Here is a 19,172-nt window from a genome sequence, read left to right as displayed (position 1 = left end):
CGAGGGTGCGTGGACTCCTCGCCCCGGGGCCGATCACGGGGTCGTGCGGTGGTAGGCGCGGGCGGGCTGGTGCTCGTCGCATCGCCAGCCGCACGGGTAGAGCCGGGCGGGCTGGGCGTGGCACCGGGTGCGGCCGTGCTCGCACGACGGCGGTGGCTTGTCCTCGTCCCGCGGTGCGCTCACTGCTCGCCCTCGGCGGCGGCCGGCGGACTGGGCGCGAGCGCGGGCAGATGGTCGGCGAGGGTGCCCGTGCGCCACGCGGCGGTGACCAACTCGCGGCCCGCGGCCGGTTGCGCCTTGCTGCCTCGGGTGTAGGTGAGGCGGTGCGAGGCGGCCCGCGAGGGGCGTATCTCGACTCCGGGCACGTCGTGTACCACTCCGGACGCTTCGTCGAGGTACCGGGCGGCACCGGCCGCGGTCGCCTCGGACAGGACCCGCCCGGAGAATCCGGGGCGCACGCTGGTGACGACCTGTGCGGGGATGAACTCGACGACGTGCTCGGTGGGGAAGTGGTCGCGCACCCACCCGCGGAACGCGTCGGCGTCGGTGACCGTCGCCTCGCGCTCGCCACCCTGTCGGGAGACAGAACCGACCTTGGTTCCGTCGGGCAAGGTGGCGTCGATCTTCGTGGTGCCGCTGGCCTTGTACTGCCGTTCGAGCAGGTCGTCGGCTTCGCTCTTGGCGCCCGTGTAGGCGTCTTTGACGTGGTCGAGCAGGGCGCCGAGGACGGCCTGTCGTGTGACGGCATCGCGTACGGCGGTCGGTTCCGGCACGGCGGGGCCCGCGACGGCGGGCGCCTGGTCCGCAGGGTCGAGCGGGTCCTCGCTACGGGCGGCGCGTTCCTCGGCCTCCATCCGGGCGAGCCCTATGCGCTCGGTGATCGTGTCGAGGTGGTGCTGATCGACCTCGGTCAGCGGCTGCTCAGTCGTGGTCACTTCACGCCCCCGGCGTTCTCGATCATGGCGCGGAACTGGTCGAGCTGGGCGGCGGCGGCCTGCTCGATCGGCAGTCCGTAGGCGCGCTCGAAATCGGCGTCGAGGGTGGGCAGGTTGGCGCGCGAGGCGGCGAGCCTGAGCACGTTCTCGGCGTCCGCGGCGGCTGCCTCCGGGCTCTTGGGCGAGTTCGGCGGCGGAGTCTGCTGCTGCCCCTGCTCGGCGGTCTTGCGAGCGGCGACGGCGTCGAGCTTGGCGAGGTAGTCGGCGGGCGCGCGGTCGGCGACGGCGGCGGCTCGGATCTTGGCGAACTGATCGCGGGTCGTGGCACGCTCGGCATGCGCGAGGTAATCGCTCCGCGGGCCCGTCTGTTCCTGGCCCTGTGCGGCCGACTGCTCCCACGGTCCGGGCTCGGCGCGGTTACCGCGGCGCGGCTGCTGGCGCTGCTGCCCGCGCTGCTGGCGCCCCTGCTGCCGCTGCTGGCGCTGCTGTTGCTCGGCGCGCTGCTCGGGGGTGGGCTCCGGGTGGTGGCGATCACCGTCGTCGATGCTGCGGCTGTCCACAGGCAGCATGAACAGAGCGAAAAGGAAGTACTTCAGGGCGGCGGACTGGGCCTTGTTCATCGACTTGTCCGCGTAGTCGAACGCCTCGCCCGGGACGTCCGCGACCAGGCAGTCACCCGCGGGCCCGTAGACGCGGTACCGCATCGTGATCAGCGTCCGGGTCATCTTCCCGTCACGCGACTGCGTGTGGCTGGCGATCGTCGGCAGGATGAAGACGCCGTGCGCCCGCATCGGACCAGCCATGGCCGACATGACGTCGTCGATGCCGCGGAAGTTGTAGTTCTGCTGCTCGTTGCGCTGGTTCTTCCCGACGGGCATCGCGTCGCACATCACTGCGTTGATGGCGGCGAACACGCGGGGCGAGTCAGCCGGGGCACCCTCGGGGGCCGGGACGTACACGACGTCGGCGGCGGGAACGGCGGCGAGCGTGGGCGTGGTGGTCCGCTGCTCGGGGCGGGCGGTGGGAAGCGTGGTCACGGTCACGGGCGTGCGTTCCTGTTCTGTGCGGTGCGGTGGCGGATGTGGGCGGCGGCCCGGGTGATGCGTCCGGCGAGGGTGATCGCGTCGTCGGGGTCGAGCAGGGGGTCGAGGGCGACGGCGGCCGGGCAGTCGTCGACCAGGGCCTCGCGGGTGGCGTCGGCCTGGGCGGCGCGCATGGCGCGGCCGTAGTCGGTGGCGTCCTCGCTGCACAGCGCAAAGTCGAGGGCGAGGACGCTCGCGGCGTGCGCGGCGAGCAGGCGGCCGACGATCTCGGGGTCCTGGGCGTAGGCGAGGGCGAGTTCGTCGAGCAGCGGGTCGACGTGCTCGGCGAGGGGGAAGCGGATGGCGCGGCCGTCGGCGCTGAGCTGGGGGCGGATCACTGGTGCAGCTCCTCGGGCATGGTCGGCTCGTCGACGGTGAGGGCGCCCGTGATGGCGTCGTAGATGTGCGGGCGTCTCCAGTCGGCGGCGGGGAATGCCCGGCGCAGCAAGTTGCGGGCGGCGCGATGCGCGGCGCGGTCGGCGTGGAGGGGGAGGCCGAGGGCGTCGTCGAGGGTGACGGCCGTTGCGAGGCGCTGGTCGCCGTCGAGGTGCCGCGATACGGGGACGGTCCGCACGCGGGCGGTACCGGGCGCGATGGCGTCCAACTGCCGGGCGAGCAGGGCAACGGGGTGGGCGAGGTCGGCGCGGGCCTGGCGGGCGCCCTGCATGGCCTCTGCGGCACGGAGGCGGCGGGTAATCTCCGGGGTGTTCACGATCGGTACCTCTCGGGGTTCGGTCGGGAGGGCCGTCCGGGGGCAACCGGGCGGCCCTTCGTCTGTTCAGGCGGCGGTGCGGCGGGGGACCTGCTCGGCGGCGCGGCGCTGTTCGCGTTCGAGGCGGCGGAGTACGAGTTCGACCTCGGGGGCCAGGCGGCCCGCGGCGCGGTCGCGGTCGCGGCGGTGACGAGCGGCGTCCAGAACCCGGCGCGCGTTGGCGAGGGCCTGCTCGCGGGGGATGACGGCGGCGCTCATGCGGCGGCCCCGGCGTCGGCACGGGTGTAGAGGTGCGAGGCGGAGATACCGACGGTGTCGGCGACGCGGTCGGCGTGGTCGCCGCGGGGGGCGCCTACGCCGTTCCAAATGCGCCACGCGGTGGGCACGGAGAGACCGGTCTCGCGGGCGAGCTGGGACGGGTTCCTGATGCCCCGCATGTGGGCGGCGGTGTGCAAGAGGGCGCGGTCGTACAACGGAAGGCACCGTTCCTTTCTGTCTCGGTAGTTACCTGCCGAGACAGAAAGTAGCAGCTTTCTTTCAAGTTCGAAACTTAGAGGTCAAGTCACTGATCATGAAGGCGCGTTGACGCGGGGTGATCGAACTGGCATATTCGCTCATGTGTACGAACCAGAAGGGGACGGTTCGCCACTAAGTCGTACGCTGAGGGGGGCGTCATGAGGCAAAGTGCCGTGTCCAAAACGTGGCGTGTCCATTCAGAGACACACGCGCTACATTTCAACCATGAAAAACAGCAAGCGCCGTACAACCTCCGCGCCCGCTCATGCGTCACCCAATCCCGCCGACTTCGGCACATGGCTGACGGGACGCCTCGAAGCACTGGACTACAACCTGTCCGGCCCTCGCAGCGGAGGACGCACAGCATTCGCTGACGACTCGGGGCTCAGTCCATCCACGGTCACCCGCCTACTCAGGGGCGAGATGCCAACCGATACCCGACTCCTGCGGACCCTCGCCGAGGCCATCCGCGTGCCCTACCCCGAGGTCCTCGTACGCGCCGGCGTCCTGACCCCCGACGAACTCGCTTCAGTACAGCGGCCCGTGACCGAGCACCAGATCACGCCCGAGCAAGCCGCCGACGAACTCGGCATCACAGACCCCGCGGAACGCAAGGTGTTCGTCAACATGACGCGCACCCTCAGCCGCACCACGCCCAACGAAGGCGAGCAACAACTCGCCGACTGAACGATCAGCACGGAGGACACCCGCACATGCCCCGACTCGCACGCGCCCTTTACGTCCCGTCGGTTGCCTTATCTGCTCTCGGCACCGTTACCGCGACGCTCGGAGTCCTCCACGATCAGCCCGACGTGTTCCGCCTCGGCATGATCGCCCTGGTCGCTGCTATTCCTGCCCTTTGTTACTGCCTTACGCACCGCGCCACCCGCGTGAGCGACTACCAGCTCACTGAAACGCACAGCGCCGGATACCGGCTCGCGCTGCAACACGTATCCCTGGGACTTCTCGGCTCACCGGCGGCGCCGCCGGACGGAGGCGAGGGCGTCGAGGAGGAAGAGGCGCAAGGAATCGTCACCATCCCTCGCGGCGACCTCCCCGACAACGTGCGGCCGATCCGGTCGCACGACGACGAAGAGGACACGAGGAAACGGAAGGCACAGTGATAGCGCAACTCAGCCTTCCGACCCAGAGTTTGCATAGTCCGCGCAACCTTTGGGTCGGGTACATACGGGTCTCTACCTGGAAAGAGGAGAAGATCTCTCCCGAACTCCAGCGAACAGCCATCCTCGACTGGGCACGTCGCAACGATGCCGAAATCAGCGAGTGGGTAGAAGACCTCGACATGACCGGCCGCAACTTCAAACGCAAGATCATGGGCGCCATCAAGCGCGTCGAACAGGGCGAGGCCCGCGGCATAGCCGTCTGGAAGTACTCACGGTTCGGCCGTAGCCGCGACGGTGTCGCCCTCAATCTCAAGCGTCTCGAAGACGCGAACGGCCAGCTCGAATCCGCCACGGAAGCGGCAGACGCCCGGACCGCCACCGGAAGGCTCCAGAGAGGAATCCTCTTCGAGTTCGCTGCCTACGAATCAGACGTACGCGGTGAACAGTGGAAGGAAACCCACGATCACCGCCGCTACAAACTCCAGTTACCAGCCACAGGGCGCCCGCGGTTCGGCTATGTCTGGCACCCTCGCCGCATCCCTGACGGCCGTGGCGGCTGGACCGTCCAAGACGAGCGCTACACAGCCGACGAGATCACCGGCCCAGTCATGGCCGACAGATACCGGCAGTACACCGGCGGGGACCCCTTCTATGGCCTGGTCGCCGAACTCAACGCGGCCGGACACCGCACAGTCCGCGGCGGCCTGTGGTCGGAACAGAGCCTCATCCGGTACATGGACTCCGGATTCAGCGCCGCCCTTCTCCGAGTCCACAACCCGGAATGCCACTGCCCACAGGAAACCCGCGGCAACTGCCAAGACGCTCTGTTCGTCCCCGGAGCGCAAGAGAACCTGATCGACGACGAGCTGTGGCAGCTATACCGCGAGCGACGCCAGGTGGTACGCGACACCGCGCCACGTGCCCGGCGCGCGACCTACCCACTCACAGGCCTCCCACGTTGCGGCGGATGCAGAGGCACCACGCCCGCCAATTCGGCCGTGCGCAAGGTCGACGGAGAAGACTGCAACATCCCCGGCTATTCCTACTCGTGTGGCCGGCGGGGCGTCACCGCCACCCACGGATGCGAGGGCGTTTGGATCAAGCGCGAAGATGCAGAAGCCGAGGTGCTCAAGTGGCTCACCAAAGAGGCCGCCCCCGGCATCGATGCCGCACCGTCCACACCAGGGCCACCACCCAAGCAAGACCCCCGCATCAACGCAGCCCGCGACCGAGCCCGCCTACAAGAGGAGCTGGACCGGTACGGAACCGCGCTGGTGAACCTCCGAACACAGCGCGCCATGGACCCCGACGAATTCGAGCCCGGCGAGTACGAGCAGGCTCGCGACCGTATCCGCAAGCAGCAGGCCGCCACGAAATCCGCGCTTGAACGAGTCGCAGCAGTCGAGAGCACACCTCATCGCGCCGATTACCAGGTACTCATCATCGGCACCGTCGAGGAGTGGCCGACGCTTGACGTGAGGGAGAAAAACGGACTGCTCAAGCAGCTCGCACGCCGTGTCGTGTTCATCCGTGGCGCCAAGGGCGTCACAGTGCAGGTGCACCCGGTGTGGGAGCCTGACCCCTGGCCCAAGGGTGAAGAGGCCACGAAAGGCACGAAGGGGTTAGGCGAGGGTTTTGTACACAGTGACCAGCGTGAATGTGAACGGCCTGCGCGCCGCCGCCAAGAAGGGCTTCGTGGAGTGGCTCGCCGAGACCGAGGCCGACGTGCTCTGCCTGCAAGAGGTGCGGGCCGAGGCGCAGCAGCTGCCGGTCGAGGTGCGGGAGCCCGAGGGGTGGCATGTCACACATGCGCCGGCCGCCGCCAAGGGGCGCGCGGGCGTCTCCCTCTATACGCGCCGTGAGCCGGAGCGGGTGCAGATCGGGTTCGGGTCGCAGGAGTTCGACGGCAGTGGGCGGTACATCGAGGCCGATCTGCCCGGGGTCACGGTCGCCAGTCTGTATCTGCCCTCCGGTGAGGTCGGTACGGAGCGGCAGGACGAGAAGATCCGCTTCATGGGGGAGTTCCTCGCGTATCTGCGCGACCTCAAGGTGCGGGCCGCCGCCGAGGGGCGTCATGTCCTGGTGTGCGGTGACTGGAACATCGCGCACCATGAGGCCGACCTGAAGAACTGGAAGGGCAACAAGAAGAACTCGGGCTTCCTGCCCGAGGAGCGTGCCTGGCTGAGTGAGGTCTTCGAGGCCGATGGCTACGTCGATGTGGTGCGGGCGTTGCATCCCGATGTGGAGGGGCCCTACTCCTGGTGGTCCTACCGGGGGCGCGCCTTCGACAACGACACCGGCTGGCGGATCGACTACCACGTGGCGACGCCGGGGCTCGCGGAGCGCGCGGTCAAGGGTTTTGTGGAGCGGGCCGCCAGTCATGGCGAGCGGTGGTCGGACCATGCACCCGTCACGGTGGTCTACGACATGTGAGACCGCGTGGCGGCATGGCTTGTTGCGGGTGCTTACCTGACAATGGGTCAATTGTCCGCCGTGTGGGGAGACTTCATGTCCGGGAAGCCTGTGCCGTCTCGTCGGGGTGTGCTGCTGGGGGCTCTGGGGACTCTCGGGGCCGGGATCGGGGCGGGGCTGCCGATCGCCGCCGCGTCGCCGGCAGCTGCAGCCTCACCAGCCGCTGCCGCCGCCTCGCCCGCTGTCGGCGCCTCGCCCGGCGGCGCCCCAAGCGAAGTGCCCGCGAAAACTCCGCCCGTGCTCCTCACCGAGCAGGCGTCCCAGCGGATCCTCGTGCTCGATCCGCGGCGCAGACACTGGGACCCGGAGTCCCGGCCCTCCGTGGTGCGGTGGCAGTTCTCGCCGCTGGGGGACCGGCGGTACAAGGATCTGCGGCCCGGTGACAGCTGGGTGTATCCGAGCGAGTCGAAGGTGCGGCGGCACAAGGGGCGTACGTACGTCCTGACCACCGCGTCCTTCGGGTTCGCCGCCGTCGTCGACTACCCCTCGGGCAAGCGCTACTGGGGTGCGGCGATCGGCCCCGGCGACGACCACTTCAATCCGCACAGCGCGGAGATCCTGCCGGACGGCAACGTCGCGGTGGCGTGCAGCACGGGTGCGCAGGTCAGGCTGTACGCGGCGTCGCGGGGGCCGCGCGCATCGCGGTTCGCCGACGCCGAGCTCAAGGGCGCGCACGGGCTGCACTGGGACGGTGCGCGCGAGGTGCTGTGGGCCATCGGCGACGACGAGCTGGTCACGTATGCCGTGGGCGGCACGCGCGCCCGGCCCACGCTGAAGCGCCGGTTCTCGGTCGGCCTGCCTGTGGGTACGCCGGGCAAGACTCCCGGAGGCCACGATCTCTTCCCCGTGGCCGGGCGTCCTGGGCGGCTGTGGGTGACGACGAACGCGTCCGTCTTCCAGTACGACATCGGTGGCGAGGTCTTCGTGCAGGACTTCGCCGGGGCCGAGGCGATCGCCCGTAAGTCGGTCAAGGCCGTCGGTGACGATCCGCGCACGGGGCAGGTCGTGAGCACCGTCCCGGAGAGCGGGCTCGAGGAGACCTGGTGGACGACGAAGGTCAGCGTGCACCGGCCGCGGGGCGAGTATGAGCTGGTCAACGGCGGTATTTACAAGGCGCGTTGGTTCCTGCCGCGGTAGCTGGGCGCCCCGGGCGGGCTGAGACTCAGTCTTCTTCCGGCTTCTCCGAAGCCATGCGGCGGTCAAGCGCCATCGACAGTTCCGCCTCCACCACGCTCTTGGCCAGCGGGCGCAGGCGCGCGATGTTCACGTCGCCCGCCTCGGCGGGCGTATGCGCGCGGATGATCGTGACGAACAACTCGGCCAAAGCGTCGGCGTGTTCGCGTACCCGCTGGCCCGCCTCAAGGACCGCGGCCAGCGGGATGCCCTCGCGGACCAGGGCCGATGAGACGTCCAGGAGGCGGCGGCTGACGTGGACGATCTCTTCGCCGTCGGTGCCGAGGTAGCCGAGGTCCAGGGCGGCGGCGAGGTTCTCCGGGGTGACCTCGCCCGCGAAGCGGTCGGCGAGTTCCTCGGGGGTGAGGCGGACCGGGGTCTCCTCGGTGGGTTCGCCGATGCCCAGGAGTTCGCCCACGTCGCGGCCGTTCTCGAAGGCCTCGGCGAGTTCCGCGATGCCGCTCAGCGTGTGGCCGCGGTCCAGGAGCGCGGCGATGGTGCGCAGCCTGGCCAGGTGATGGTCGTCGTACCAGGCGATTCGGCCCTCGCGGCGGGGCGGCGGGATCAGGCCGCGCTCACGGTAGAAGCGCACGGTGCGCACCGTGATGCCGGCCGCCTTGGCCAGCTCCTCCATGCGGTACTCGCGTGTCTCTGCCACGGAAGCAGCCTATGCGGTGCCGGATCGTGCGGGTGTTCTACCGACAGTGTTCTACCGGCGGTAACTCGAAGCGCCCGACCCCTACCCATCAGTACGCAGCTGTTCTACTCTCCCAATTGCGCCAGTAGTCACTGGCAGAGTCGTGGAGCAGTTCGGGAGGCGGCGGCATGGCCGAGGACGAGCGCCGGCAGGAGCGCGAGCAGGGTCGCGAGGAAAGTCGCGAACAGACGCACGGACAGACGCGCGAACACGTACGGGTGGCAGTGATCGGTTCCGGCTTCGGCGGGCTCGGTGCCGCCGTCCGGCTGCGCCGGGAAGGCATCACCGACTTCGTCGTCCTGGAGCGGGCGGGCGCGGTCGGCGGCACCTGGCGGGACAACAGCTACCCGGGCTGCGCGTGCGACGTGCCCTCACACCTGTACTCGTTCTCCTTCGCGCCCAACCCGGACTGGCCGCGCACCTTCTCGGGCCAGGAGAAGATCCATGAGTACCTGGAGCGGGTCGCCGACACCTTCCGACTCCGGCCGCACATCCGCCTCAACACCGAGGTGAAGCTGATGAGCTGGGACGCGGACCAGCTGCGGTGGGAGATCGAGACCAGCGAGGGCGCCCTCACCGCCGATGTCGTCGTCTCCGCCACCGGGCCGCTCTCCGACCCCAAGCTCCCGGACATCCCCGGCCTCGACACCTTCGAGGGCAAGGTCTTCCACTCCGCGCGCTGGGACCACGACTACGACCTGCGCGGCAAGCGCGTCGCGATGATCGGCACCGGCGCCTCCGCCATCCAGATCGTGCCCGCCATCCAGCGCGAGGTCGGCAAGCTGACGCTCTTCCAGCGCACCCCGCCCTGGGTGATGCCGCGCATGGACCGCGCCATCAGCAAGGCCGAGCGCTGGCTGCACCGCCAGCTGCCGTTCACGACGCAGGCCAGGCGCGGAATCCTGTGGGGCATCCGGGAGTTGCAGGTCCAGGCGTTCACCAAGCGGCCCAACGAGCTCGGCGCGGTCGAGCAGCTCGCCAAGCGGAACATCGCCCGCGCCATCAAGGACCCGGAACTGCGGGCCAAGCTGACGCCCTCGTACCGCATCGGCTGCAAGCGGATCCTGCTCTCCAACACGTACTACCCGGCGCTCGCCCAGCCCAATGTCGACGTCGTCGCCAGCGGGCTCAGCGAGGTGCGGGGCAACACCGTGGTCGCCGCCGACGGCACCGAGACCGAGGTCGACGCGATCATCTTCGGTACGGGATTCCATGTGACGGACATGCCGATCGCCGACCGCGTGGTGGGCGCCGACGGTGGGACGCTGATGGAGTCCTGGAAGGACGGGATGAAGTCGCTGCGCGGCGCGACCGCCGCGGGCTTCCCCAACTTCATGACGGTCATCGGCCCCAACACCGGCCTCGGCAACTCCTCGATGATCCTGATGATCGAGTCCCAGCTGAACTACCTCGCCGACTACATGCGGCAGTTGACCCTGCTTGCTCCCCCTGAGCGCGGCGACCGCGCCGCGCTCGCCGTGCGGACGAACGCCGTGCACGCCTGGAACGACAAGGTGCAGGAGCGCATGAAGCGCACCGTGTGGAACACCGGCGGCTGCAACAGCTGGTACCTCGACGAGAACGGCGTGAACACGACGATCTGGCCGGGCACGACGAGCGAGTTCCGGAGTGCCACGCGGCGGGTGGATCTCGCCGAGTACGAGGTGGTGCGGCCACCGAAGCCGGACGCGGCGCCGGAATCCCGTACGGCCGCGAAGAAGAGCAAGCCGCGTACGACGAAGAAGGCCGAGGCACAGGCATGAGCAGGCTGACGCATGTGACGAGCGGGCCGTTCGCGCCGCCTCTCGCGGCGCGGGAGATGACCGTCGAGTCGGCGGACGGCGCGACCCTCCACGTCGAGCTGCACGGGCCCGAGGGCGCGCCCGCGGTGGTGCTCGCGCACGGCTGGACCTGCTCGACCGCCTTCTGGGCGGCGCAGATACGTGACCTGTCCCTCGACCACCGGGTGATCGTGTACGACCAGCGGGGGCACGGCCGCAGCGCCGCGCCCGCCGGCGTCGAGGGCTACAGCACCACCGCCCTCGCCGACGACCTGGAGGCGGTGCTCGCGGCGACTCTCGCGCCGGGGGAGCGGGCCGTGCTGGCCGGGCACTCCATGGGCGGCATGACGATCATGGCCGCGAGTACGCGTCCGGGGTTCCGGGAGCACGCGGCCGCCGCCCTGCTGTGCAGCACGGGCAGCGACCGGCTCGTCGCCGAGTCGACCGTGGTGCCGATGCGGGCCGGGCGGCTGCGGACGCGGATTACACGGTCGGTGCTCGGGGCGAAGGCGCCCCTCGGTCCTGTGACGCCGATGGCCCGCCGGGTCCTCAAGTACGCCACGATGGGCGCGGGTGCGCCGCCGGAGCGGGTCGAGGTGTGCGCGCGGATCGTGCACGGATGCCCGCGGGTGGTGCGCTACCGCTGGTCGCACGTCCTGGACGAGGTCGCGCTCGACGCGGGCGTACTGGAGTTGAACGTGCCGACCGCGGTCGTCGCGGGCACGTCCGACCGGATGACGCCCATCGCGCACGCGCGGCGCCTGGCGGGGATGCTGCCGGACTCGCTCGGTCTGACCGAGCTGCCCGGGGTCGGCCACATGACGCCGGTCGAGGCACCGGAGACGGTCACCGAGGGGATCAGGAACCTCGTGAAGAAGTACGTACGGGCGGACGGGCAGCAGGTTCAGGGGCTTGAAGCGTCTGAGGGGCTCGAGGGGAGCAGCGCATGAGCAAGGTCAGCCTTGAGGGTCAGGTCGCGGTCGTCACCGGGGCGGCGCGGGGCGTGGGGGAGCTGCTCGCGCGCAAGCTGTCGGCGCGGGGCGCCAAGATCGCGCTCGTCGGCCTGGAGCCGGACGAGTTGAAGCAGGTCGCGGGGCGGCTGCACACCGAGGCGGAGGCCTGGCACGCGGACGTCACGGATCATGTCGCGATGGCCCGGGTCGCGAGGGAGGTCAAGGAGCGCTTCGGGAAGGTCGACATCGTCGTCGCCAACGCGGGCGTCGCCAACGGGGGGCCGTTCGTCGAGTCCGACCCCGAGGCGTGGCGGCGGGTGATCGAGGTCAACCTCATCGGCAGCGCGGTGACGGGCCGGGCGTTCCTGCCCGTGCTCATGGAGAGCCGGGGGTATCTGCTGCAGATCGCCTCGCTGGCGGCGATCACGCCGGCGCCGATGATGACGGCGTACTGCGCCTCGAAGTCGGGCGTCGAGGCGTACGCGCACTGTCTGCGGGCCGAGGTCGGCTACAAGGGCGTGAAGGTGGGCGTCGGTTACCTGTCCTGGACGGACACGGACATGGTGCGGGGCGCGGACCAGGACGACGTCATGCGGGAGCTCCGCCAGCGGCTGCCGTGGCCGTCGAACAAGACGTACCCGCTGGGCCCGGCGGTGGACCGAATCGTCGCCGGGATCGAGCGCCGGTCGAGCCACGTCTACGCGCAGTGGTGGCTGCGGGGGATGCAGGGCATCCGGGGCTACCTGCCGGGGATCATCGGCTCGGTCGGCCAGCGCGAGATGCGGCGCTTCGAGCCGCGGCTCGGGACGGTGTCCACGGGGCTTGTGGGGGCGGGGGGCTCCGCCGACGAACAGGCCCGTACCGGGCGGTAGTTCTTACCTGAGTTCCCACGTGCGCGAGTGAGGCCCGCCCGGCGTCCCGGGCGGGCCTCTCCTCTGCTCAAGTCGAGCGCGGTGTCACGTCAGGCGTCATAGTCCTGGTCGAACCTGTCCCGCTCGTCCTGCGTCATGCGCTGGGTCTCGTCCTGGGACTGCGAGCGTCGCTCGCTCGCCTCGTCACGGCTCTGCGAAGAACGCTCGCTCGCCTCGTCCTTGGCGTTGCCCCGGGCCTTCTTGGCCTGGTTGGAAAGGTTCTCGGCCTTGTCCTGGAACTGGTCCTTGATACCCATGCGGGTTCACTCCTAGAGGGTGAGGTTGGAAGGGCCTCGACCAGATTTACACGGTCGGACATTCCGCGCATTTCGATCATGGGGAGGCCTCACGAGCGCGGCGGAAGCTTCGGCCGCCGCCGGTCCGGCACGTCCTCGTGGAGGGGAGGTGTCGCCGCGGGCGTGCGCTCCAGGAGGTCGAGCGCCACCCTTACCGCGTCGTCGAGTTGGGCGTGCCGCCCCTCCGCCCAGTCAAGGGGCGTACGCAGGATTTCGAGGTCCGGCGTCACGCCGTGGTTCTCCACGGACCAGCCGTACTCGTCGAACCAGCCCGCGTTCATCGGCACCGTGATGACTGTCCCGTCACCGAGCACGTGCCGCCCGGTCATCCCCACCACGCCGCCCCACGTGCGCTGGCCCACCACGGGCCCAAGGCCCAGGAGTTTGAAGACCGCCGTGATCATGTCGCCGTCCGACGAGGTCGCCTCGTCGGCAAGCGCCACCACAGGGCCCCGGGGCGCGTTCGACGCGTACGACACCGGCTCGGCGTTCCGCGTCAGGTCCCACCCCAGGATCTTCCGCGTCAGCTTCTCCACCACCAACTCGCTGATGTGGCCGCCCGCGTTGCCGCGTACGTCCACCAGCAGCGCCGGACGCGAGACCTCGAGCCGCAGGTCGCGGTTGAACTGCGCCCATCCCGAGCCTCCCATGTCGGGGATGTGCAGGTAGCCGCACTTGCCGTCGCTCAACTCCCGTACGACCTCACGGCGTTTGGCCACCCAGTCCTGGTAGCGCAACGGCCGCTCGTTGACGAGCGGGACGATCGCCACCCGCCGCGGCCCGCCCTCGCCCTCCGCGGGCTGGAACGTCAGCTCCACCGTCGTGCCGCCCGCCGCCGCGAGCAGGGGGTAGGGGCCCGTCACCACGTCCACCGGGCGGCCGTCGATGTGGGTGAGGATCGCGCCCTCGCGGATGCCCGCGCCCGCAAGGGGAGAGCGCGCCTTGGAGTCGGACGAGTCGCCGGGCAGGATCCGCTTGACCGTCCAATGGCCGTCCCTGCACACGAGGTTGGCGCCAAGGAGGCCCATGGCCCGCTGATAGTGCGGCGGCCCCTCGTTGCGGCGAGCGGCGGTGACGTACGCGTGAGAGGTGCCGAGCTCGCCGAGGACCTCGCGGAGCAGGTCCGCGAACTCGTCGGGGGACGCGACCCGCTCCACCAGCGGCCGGTACTGGTCGAGGACCGCGGACCAGTCGATGCCGCACATGTCCGGGTCCCAGAAGTAGGCGCGGATGAGGCGGCCCGCCTCGTCGTAGGACTGGCGCCACTCGGCCGCCGGGTCGGCCTCGTGCAGGATGCGGCGCAGGTCGATCCAGACGGTCGTGTCGATGTCGCCGGTCTCCGTGGAGGGGACCGCGCTCAGCTCGCCGTCGTCGACCACCACGAGCCGCGTGCCGTCGCCGCTGAGCGCGAACCAGTCGAGGTGGTCGACCAGGGCTGCCTTCTTGCCCTTGCTGATGTTGAAGTACTCCAGGGTGGGGCGGCCCGAGGTGTCCGCCGGGTTGGCGAACGTCTCGCCGAGCGCGCCCGAGATCGGCCAGCGCAGCCAGACGAGGCCGCCGCCGCTGACGGGGCGCAGGGCCGAGTACTTCGAAGCCGAGACCGGGAACGGCGTGACTCTGCTCTCCAGGCCCTCCACCTCCACGGTGACGGAGCCGGCCGGCGAGAGGCCGTCGGCCGGGTCGAGCCCGCCCGCGGCGGGGCGGCCGTCGGGCAGGAGGGCGAAGGGGGACGGGGTCGCCGAGGAGAGGGGGACCAGGTAGGGGCGGCAGCCGAGCGGGAAGGAGAGGTCGCCGGTGTGCACGTCGTAGACGGGGTCGAAGCCACGCCAGGAGAGGAAGGCGAGGTAGCGGCCGTCGCTGGTGAAGACCGGGTTCTCGTCCTCGAAGCGGCCGTTGGTGACGTCCACGATGATGCGGGAGCCCGGCCCCTCGATCCGGGCCATCTTGATGTGGCGCAGGGACCGCCCGATGCCGGGGTGGGACCAGGTCAGCCACGCTCCGTCCGGCGAGAACGCCAGGTCCTGCACCGGGCCGTTGACGGAGCGGATCAGCTCCGTCACCTCGCCGTCGGACTCCTCGGTGGCGTCGAGCAGGAGGAGGCGCCCGTCGTTCGAGGAGATCGCGAGCCGCTCGCCGCCCGGGTCGGAGAGCAGTTCGAGTACCCGCCCCAGCTTTCCCTGCGCGAGGCGCCGCGGTGCGCGCTCGCCGCTGGCGCGCGGCAGATAGGCGATCTCGACGGCGTCCTCGCCCTCGGCGTCGGTGATGTACGCGACCTGCCCGCCCTTGCCGAGCATCTCCGGGAGCCGCACGCGCACACCCGGGGTGTCCGTGATGGTGCGGGCGGGTCCGTCGCGGTGGGTGAGCCAGTACAGGCTGCCGCGTACGACGACGGCGCTGGCCCGGCCCGTCGTGTCCACGGAGATCGAGTCGAGGTGCTGCGATGCCGGCACCTGGTAGATCCGCCGCCCGGCGCGCGGCCCGCCGAGCCGTACGTCGAGCCTGCGCGGCACGGAGTCGGCGGACAGGTCGTCCACCAGCCAGATGTCGCCCGCGCACTGGTAGACGACGCGGGTGCCGTCGCTGGACGCGTGCCGGGCGTAGAACGCGTCGTGATCGGTGTGCCGCCGCAGGTCGGAGCCGTTGGGCAGGCAGGAGTAGAGATTGCCGACGCCTTCGTGGTCGGAGAGGAAGGCGATGCGGCCGGCCACGAACATCGGGGCGTCCAGATGCCCGTCGAGGTCGGGCAGGATCTGCTCGCCGTGCATCCACAGGCGGCCCATCGCCCCGCCCCGGTAGCGCTTCCAGGCGGCGGGTTCGTGCGGCGGCTTTCCGGTGAGCAGCAGCGTCTTGCGGTCACCGTCGACGCCCGTCACCGCGATGTCGTACACAGGACCCCAGGGCAGTTTGCCGCCGGGCGAGCCGTCCGTGGGCACGCTGTAGGCCCAGCAGAAGTAGGAGAAGGGCTGGCCGTGCGAGGAGACGGCGAGGATGTCGCCGTCGGGGGACCAGCCGCAGACCCGGGTGTCCGTGCTGCCCCAGTAGGTCAGGCGCCGGGAGGGGCCGCCGTCGACCGGGGCCAGATGGATCTCCGGGTCGAGGCTGCGCCATGTCGTGTACGCGATGTACCGGCCGTCCGGCGAGAAGCGCGGGTGGCTCACCTTGGTCCGGTCGACGGTCACCCGCCAGGCCCGGCCCGCGGGGGCGCCGTCCGGGCTCAGCGGGGCCACCCAGAGATCGTCCTCGGCCGCGAAACAGAGGCGGTCGCCGCTGAGGTGCGGAAATCGCAGGTAGGCGTGGTCAGCGTGGTCAGCAGGGGCTTCATCGCGCGCGTCGGTCACTTCACCATGCTTTTCCGGTGCGGGGGGCCCGGCAACTCGTACGAAGCGAGTGACCCAGCACACGTACGAAACGGTTTCGTTTCGTTAAGTCGCCGGGTACAGTCATGACGTACGCAACAGTCGTACGACGAGTGACGCCGACGAGGGGTGGAGGGATCATGGCTGAGGCGGCAACGGCGCGGCGCAGCCGGATCACACCCGAGCGCCAGGCCGATCTGTACGCGGCCGTGCTCGATCTGCTCCGCGAGGTCGGCTACGAAGCGCTCACGATGGACGCCATCGCGGCCCGCACGAGGTCCAGCAAGGCCACCCTCTACCGCCAGTGGGGGAGCAAGCCGGAGCTGATCGCCAGGGCGCTGCGGCACAACAAGCCGGTGTCCATCGAGGATATCGACACGGGGTCCCTGCGCGGTGACCTGTACGAGTCGGTGGAGCGCTCGGACGACTGCCAGATGGAGCGGGACGCCGCGCTGATGCGGGGTCTGTTCCACGCCATCCACAGCAACCCCGAACTCCACCACGCGCTGCGGCAGTTGCTCATCGAGCCGGAGATCACCGGCTTGAACGCACTGCTGCGCAGGGCTGTGGAGCGCGGCGAAGTGGACGCGGACAACCCCGCGCTCGGCTTCGTCGTCCACATGATGATCGGCGGCTTCGTCGCCCGTGACCTGATCGAGGACCGCACGGTCGACCGTGAGTTCCTTCGTTCCTACATCGACGCCGTGATCCTCCCCGCTCTCGGCGTCTGACCCGAACTCCCCACCAAAGACCTCCCCTTCCACCTGACGCGAACCGCTCACGTCGTCGGGCTGATCCCCCCTGCCCTGTAGACACCACGACCTGACCGGGAGTACGCCCTCGTGGCCACTTTCCTCTACAAACTCGGCCGACTCGCCTTCAGGCGACGGCACTTCGTCGCCCTGATATGGGTGGCCCTCCTCACGCTCGCCGGAGTGGGCGCCGCCTCCGCGCCCACCGCCGCCTCCAGCTCCTTCTCCATTCCGGGGACGGAGGCCCAGAAGGCCTTCGACCTGCTCGAAGAGCGCGTGCCCGAGGCCAGCGCCGACGGTGCGAGCGCCCGGGTCGTCTTCAAGGCGCCGGACGGCGAGAAGGTCACGGACCCGGCCGCCAAGGCGGAGATCCAAAAGACCGTCTCGGCCCTCAAGTCCGGTTCGGACGAGGTCGCTTCGGCCGCCGATCCCTTCCAGGCCAAGACGGTCAGCAAGGACGGCTCCACGGCGTACTCCTCGGTCTCCTACAAGGTCAGCTCGATGGAGCTGACCGAGGAGAGCCGTGACGCCCTGGAGAAGACGACCGACGACGCGCGGGAGTCCGGCCTCACGGTCGAGGTCGGCGGCGACGCGCTGCAGGCCATGCCCGAGACCGGGGCCACCGAGGTCATCGGTATCGCCATCGCGGCCGTCGTCCTCATCATCACCTTCGGCTCGCTGATCGCGGCGGGACTTCCGCTGCTCACCGCGCTGATCGGCGTGGGCATCGGTGTCTCCTCGATCACCGCGCTCGCCAGCGCGCTCGACCTGGGGACCACGACCTCCACGCTCGCCATGATGATCGGCCTCGCGGTCGGCATCGACTACGCGCTCTTCATCGTCTCCCGCTACCGCGGCGAACTCGCCGACGGACGGGACCGCGAGGACGCGGCGGGCCGTGCCGTGGGGACCGCAGGGTCGGCCGTGGTCTTCGCCGGGCTCACCGTGGTCATCGCGCTGGTCGGCCTCGCCGTGGTGAACATCCCGATGCTCACCAAGATGGGCTTCGCGGCGGCGGGCACGGTGGTCATCGCCGTACTCATCGCGCTCACGCTGATACCGGCGCTGCTCGGTTACGCGGGCAAGAAGGTCAAGCCGATGGGCGAGAAGAGCAAGCTGCTCGGGGGCGGGAAGAAGAAGGCGGCCGGCGCGGAGGCCGGTGCCGAGCAGGCGAAGCCGAAGGACAACCTCGGCACCCGCTGGGCCCGCTTCGTCGTCCGCCGTCCGCTCACCGTCCTGCTGATCGGTGTCATCGGCCTCGGCGCCGCGGCGCTGCCTGTCTCCTCCCTCGAACTGGGTCTGCCGGACGACGGCTCGCAGCCGACGTCCACGACCCAGCGCAAGGCGTACGACCTGGTCTCCGACGGGTTCGGCCCCGGCTTCAACGGCCCGCTGATGACGGTCGCCGATCTCAAGGACTCCGACGACCCGAAGGCCGCGGCCGGTGAGATCAGGACGACGATCTCCAAGCTCGACGACGTCCTCACGGTCGCCCCGCCGATGATCAACAAGGCGGGCGACACGGCGATCATCAGCGTCGTCCCGTCATCGAAGCCCAGCGGCATCGAGACCGAGAACCTCGTGCACTCGATCCGCGACGCGGGTGGCGAGATCAAGTCCGACACGGGCGCGAGCGTCATGGTCACCGGCGCGACGGCCATGAACATCGACGTATCCGAGAAGCTGAACGACGCCCTGGTGCCCTACCTGGCACTCGTCGTCGGCCTCGCCTTCCTCCTCCTGATCGTCGTCTTCCGCTCGATCCTGGTCCCGCTCAAGGCGGCACTCGGCTTCCTGCTCTCGGTCCTCGCGGCCCTGGGCGCGGTCGTCGCGGTCTTCCAGTGGGGCTGGCTCGGCTCGCTCTTCGGCGTGGAGCAGACGGGCCCGATCATGTCGATGATGCCGATCTTCATGGTGGGCGTCGTCTTCGGCCTCGCGATGGACTACGAGGTGTTCCTCGTGACGCGCATGCGAGAGGCGTACGTCCACGGGGAGCGGCCAGGCCAGGCGATCGTGACCGGCTTCCGGCACGGGGCCCGCGTGGTCTCGGCAGCCGCGGTGATCATGATGGCGGTCTTCGCGGGATTCATCGGGTCCAGCGAGCAGATGGTCAAGATGATCGGCTTCGGCCTGGCGATCGCGGTCTTCTTCGACGCGTTCATCGTGCGCATGGCCCTTGTTCCCGCGGTGCTCGCGCTGCTTGGCAAGAAGGCCTGGTGGCTGCCGACGTGGCTGGATCGCGCGCTGCCGAACGTGGATGTCGAGGGGGAGGGGCTGCGGGACGCCGAGAAGGCGGCCTCGCGGGACCAGGACGGCGACCGGGAGTTCGCGCGCACCTGAGTGCACCTGAGCGTCGCAAGGCCTGGGAGGCCCGGGAGTCCTGGCGGTAACGGGACCCCGGGCCTCCTGGGT

19 protein-coding genes and 1 pseudogene are annotated in these 19,172 nt (G+C 69.9%); 10 read left to right on the top strand and 10 right to left on the bottom strand.

Annotated elements, in window-relative coordinates; genetic code table 11:
- Positions 1–33: 33 nt before the first annotated feature.
- The 7 genes from ACGFX9_RS24760 to ACGFX9_RS24730 all read right to left on the bottom strand — a co-directional run bounded on the left by ACGFX9_RS24760 (position 34) and on the right by ACGFX9_RS24730 (position 3,202).
- On the bottom strand, positions 34–183 hold the full coding sequence (locus tag ACGFX9_RS24760) for a hypothetical protein (RefSeq protein ID WP_393475898.1): 150 nt from the start codon (positions 181–183) through the stop codon (positions 34–36).
- The gene (locus tag ACGFX9_RS24755; RefSeq protein WP_393475895.1) at positions 180–935 is read right to left on the bottom strand and encodes a hypothetical protein; all 756 of its coding nucleotides are present in this window, start codon (positions 933–935) and stop codon (positions 180–182) included. The genes ACGFX9_RS24760 and ACGFX9_RS24755 overlap by 4 nt, the downstream gene beginning before the upstream one ends.
- Positions 932–1,978: an ERF family protein gene (locus ACGFX9_RS24750; protein WP_393475892.1), complete on the bottom strand. Its 1,047-nt coding sequence runs from the start codon at positions 1,976–1,978 to the stop codon at positions 932–934. The genes ACGFX9_RS24755 and ACGFX9_RS24750 overlap by 4 nt, the downstream gene beginning before the upstream one ends.
- The gene (locus tag ACGFX9_RS24745; protein ID WP_393475889.1) at positions 1,975–2,355 is read right to left on the bottom strand and encodes a hypothetical protein; all 381 of its coding nucleotides are present in this window, start codon (positions 2,353–2,355) and stop codon (positions 1,975–1,977) included. Before ACGFX9_RS24745 ends, ACGFX9_RS24750 begins: the two co-directional genes overlap by 4 nt.
- Positions 2,352–2,729 (bottom strand): hypothetical protein, encoded by a 378-nt coding sequence (locus tag ACGFX9_RS24740; RefSeq protein WP_393475886.1) that lies wholly within the window; start codon positions 2,727–2,729, stop codon positions 2,352–2,354. The genes ACGFX9_RS24745 and ACGFX9_RS24740 overlap by 4 nt, the downstream gene beginning before the upstream one ends.
- A 66-nt stretch (positions 2,730–2,795) precedes the next feature.
- On the bottom strand, positions 2,796–2,987 hold the full coding sequence (locus ACGFX9_RS24735; RefSeq protein ID WP_393475883.1) for a hypothetical protein: 192 nt from the start codon (positions 2,985–2,987) through the stop codon (positions 2,796–2,798).
- Positions 2,984–3,202, bottom strand: coding sequence for a helix-turn-helix domain-containing protein (locus ACGFX9_RS24730; protein ID WP_393475879.1), 219 nt, complete (start codon positions 3,200–3,202; stop codon positions 2,984–2,986). Before ACGFX9_RS24730 ends, ACGFX9_RS24735 begins: the two co-directional genes overlap by 4 nt.
- Positions 3,203–3,470: 268 nt before the next feature.
- Between ACGFX9_RS24730 and ACGFX9_RS24725 the strand changes: the two genes are divergently transcribed.
- The 5 genes and pseudogenes from ACGFX9_RS24725 (at position 3,471) to ACGFX9_RS24705 (ending at position 7,978) form a co-directional block, all read left to right on the top strand.
- Entirely contained in the window at positions 3,471–3,932 is a 462-nt protein-coding gene (locus tag ACGFX9_RS24725; protein WP_393475876.1) for a helix-turn-helix domain-containing protein, read from the top strand.
- A gap of 26 nt (positions 3,933–3,958) precedes the next feature.
- A complete protein-coding gene (locus ACGFX9_RS24720; protein WP_393475873.1) occupies positions 3,959–4,369 on the top strand; it encodes a hypothetical protein in 411 nt (136 codons plus the stop codon).
- A pseudogene (locus ACGFX9_RS24715) lies at positions 4,366–4,830 on the top strand (recombinase family protein); the annotation flags it as partial. The gene ACGFX9_RS24720 and the pseudogene ACGFX9_RS24715, both read left to right, overlap by 4 nt.
- Before the next feature lie 1,174 nt (positions 4,831–6,004).
- Positions 6,005–6,802 carry an exodeoxyribonuclease III gene (locus tag ACGFX9_RS24710; protein ID WP_393475870.1) on the top strand — a complete coding sequence of 266 codons (798 nt, stop codon included), beginning with the start codon at positions 6,005–6,007 and terminating at the stop codon, positions 6,800–6,802.
- A 276-nt stretch (positions 6,803–7,078) separates the two neighbouring features.
- Entirely contained in the window at positions 7,079–7,978 is a 900-nt protein-coding gene (locus ACGFX9_RS24705) for a DUF6528 family protein (protein ID WP_393475867.1), read from the top strand.
- A gap of 25 nt (positions 7,979–8,003) precedes the next feature.
- Here ACGFX9_RS24705 and ACGFX9_RS24700 read toward each other — a convergent pair whose 3' ends face one another.
- A complete protein-coding gene (locus ACGFX9_RS24700; protein ID WP_393476580.1) occupies positions 8,004–8,648 on the bottom strand; it encodes a MerR family transcriptional regulator in 645 nt (214 codons plus the stop codon).
- A 191-nt stretch (positions 8,649–8,839) separates the two neighbouring features.
- Between ACGFX9_RS24700 and ACGFX9_RS24695 the strand changes: the two genes are divergently transcribed.
- From ACGFX9_RS24695 to ACGFX9_RS24685, 3 genes are read left to right on the top strand one after another with little or no spacing between them, the layout of a single operon-like run.
- The gene (locus ACGFX9_RS24695) at positions 8,840–10,474 is read left to right on the top strand and encodes a flavin-containing monooxygenase (protein WP_393475864.1); all 1,635 of its coding nucleotides are present in this window, start codon (positions 8,840–8,842) and stop codon (positions 10,472–10,474) included.
- Positions 10,471–11,442, top strand: a complete 972-nt coding sequence (locus ACGFX9_RS24690) for an alpha/beta fold hydrolase (RefSeq protein ID WP_393475861.1) — start codon at positions 10,471–10,473, stop codon at positions 11,440–11,442. The genes ACGFX9_RS24695 and ACGFX9_RS24690 overlap by 4 nt, the downstream gene beginning before the upstream one ends.
- A complete protein-coding gene (locus ACGFX9_RS24685) occupies positions 11,439–12,317 on the top strand; it encodes an SDR family oxidoreductase (RefSeq protein WP_393475859.1) in 879 nt (292 codons plus the stop codon). The genes ACGFX9_RS24690 and ACGFX9_RS24685 overlap by 4 nt, the downstream gene beginning before the upstream one ends.
- An 89-nt stretch (positions 12,318–12,406) precedes the next feature.
- On the opposite strand, the gene ACGFX9_RS24680 is transcribed toward ACGFX9_RS24685, so the two are convergent.
- Complete coding sequence (locus ACGFX9_RS24680) at positions 12,407–12,613, bottom strand: hypothetical protein (RefSeq protein WP_393475856.1); 207 nt, start codon at positions 12,611–12,613, stop codon at positions 12,407–12,409.
- 89 nt (positions 12,614–12,702) lie between these two features.
- Complete coding sequence (locus ACGFX9_RS24675; protein ID WP_393475853.1) at positions 12,703–15,990, bottom strand: S41 family peptidase; 3,288 nt, start codon at positions 15,988–15,990, stop codon at positions 12,703–12,705.
- A gap of 158 nt (positions 15,991–16,148) precedes the next feature.
- Here ACGFX9_RS24675 and ACGFX9_RS24670 point away from each other — a divergent pair, with 158 nt between their 5' ends.
- Together ACGFX9_RS24670 and ACGFX9_RS24665 are read left to right on the top strand one after the other, a co-directional pair.
- A complete protein-coding gene (locus ACGFX9_RS24670; protein ID WP_393475850.1) occupies positions 16,149–16,739 on the top strand; it encodes a TetR/AcrR family transcriptional regulator in 591 nt (196 codons plus the stop codon).
- Positions 16,740–16,850: 111 nt separating this feature from the next.
- Positions 16,851–19,100 carry an MMPL family transporter gene (locus ACGFX9_RS24665; RefSeq protein ID WP_393475847.1) on the top strand — a complete coding sequence of 750 codons (2,250 nt, stop codon included), beginning with the start codon at positions 16,851–16,853 and terminating at the stop codon, positions 19,098–19,100.
- Positions 19,101–19,172: the final 72 nt, after the last annotated feature.

This window comes from Streptomyces sp. NPDC048436 (assembly GCF_043200355.1).
In the GTDB taxonomy this organism is placed as follows: domain Bacteria; phylum Actinomycetota; class Actinomycetes; order Streptomycetales; family Streptomycetaceae; genus Streptomyces.
The sequence above is the reverse complement of the archived record's forward strand: the minus strand, read 5'-3'. Positions and strand labels throughout refer to the sequence as shown.

What these genes read in the sequence shown, in the direction of transcription:
- ACGFX9_RS24690 (WP_393475861.1), top strand. Translation starts at nt 10,471, where the DNA reads ATGAGCAGGCTGACGCATGTGACGAGCGGGCCGTTCGCGCCGCCTCTC.
- ACGFX9_RS24670 (WP_393475850.1), top strand. Translation starts at nt 16,149, where the DNA reads ATGGCTGAGGCGGCAACGGCGCGGCGCAGCCGGATCACACCCGAGCGC.
- ACGFX9_RS24725 (WP_393475876.1), top strand. Translation starts at nt 3,471, where the DNA reads ATGAAAAACAGCAAGCGCCGTACAACCTCCGCGCCCGCTCATGCGTCA.
- ACGFX9_RS24720 (WP_393475873.1), top strand. Translation starts at nt 3,959, where the DNA reads ATGCCCCGACTCGCACGCGCCCTTTACGTCCCGTCGGTTGCCTTATCT.
- ACGFX9_RS24695 (WP_393475864.1), top strand. Translation starts at nt 8,840, where the DNA reads ATGGCCGAGGACGAGCGCCGGCAGGAGCGCGAGCAGGGTCGCGAGGAA.
- ACGFX9_RS24700 (WP_393476580.1), bottom strand. Translation starts at nt 8,648, where the DNA reads ATGGAGGAGCTGGCCAAGGCGGCCGGCATCACGGTGCGCACCGTGCGC.
- ACGFX9_RS24680 (WP_393475856.1), bottom strand. Translation starts at nt 12,613, where the DNA reads ATGGGTATCAAGGACCAGTTCCAGGACAAGGCCGAGAACCTTTCCAAC.
- ACGFX9_RS24685 (WP_393475859.1), top strand. Translation starts at nt 11,439, where the DNA reads ATGAGCAAGGTCAGCCTTGAGGGTCAGGTCGCGGTCGTCACCGGGGCG.
- ACGFX9_RS24735 (WP_393475883.1), bottom strand. Translation starts at nt 2,987, where the DNA reads ATGAGCGCCGCCGTCATCCCCCGCGAGCAGGCCCTCGCCAACGCGCGC.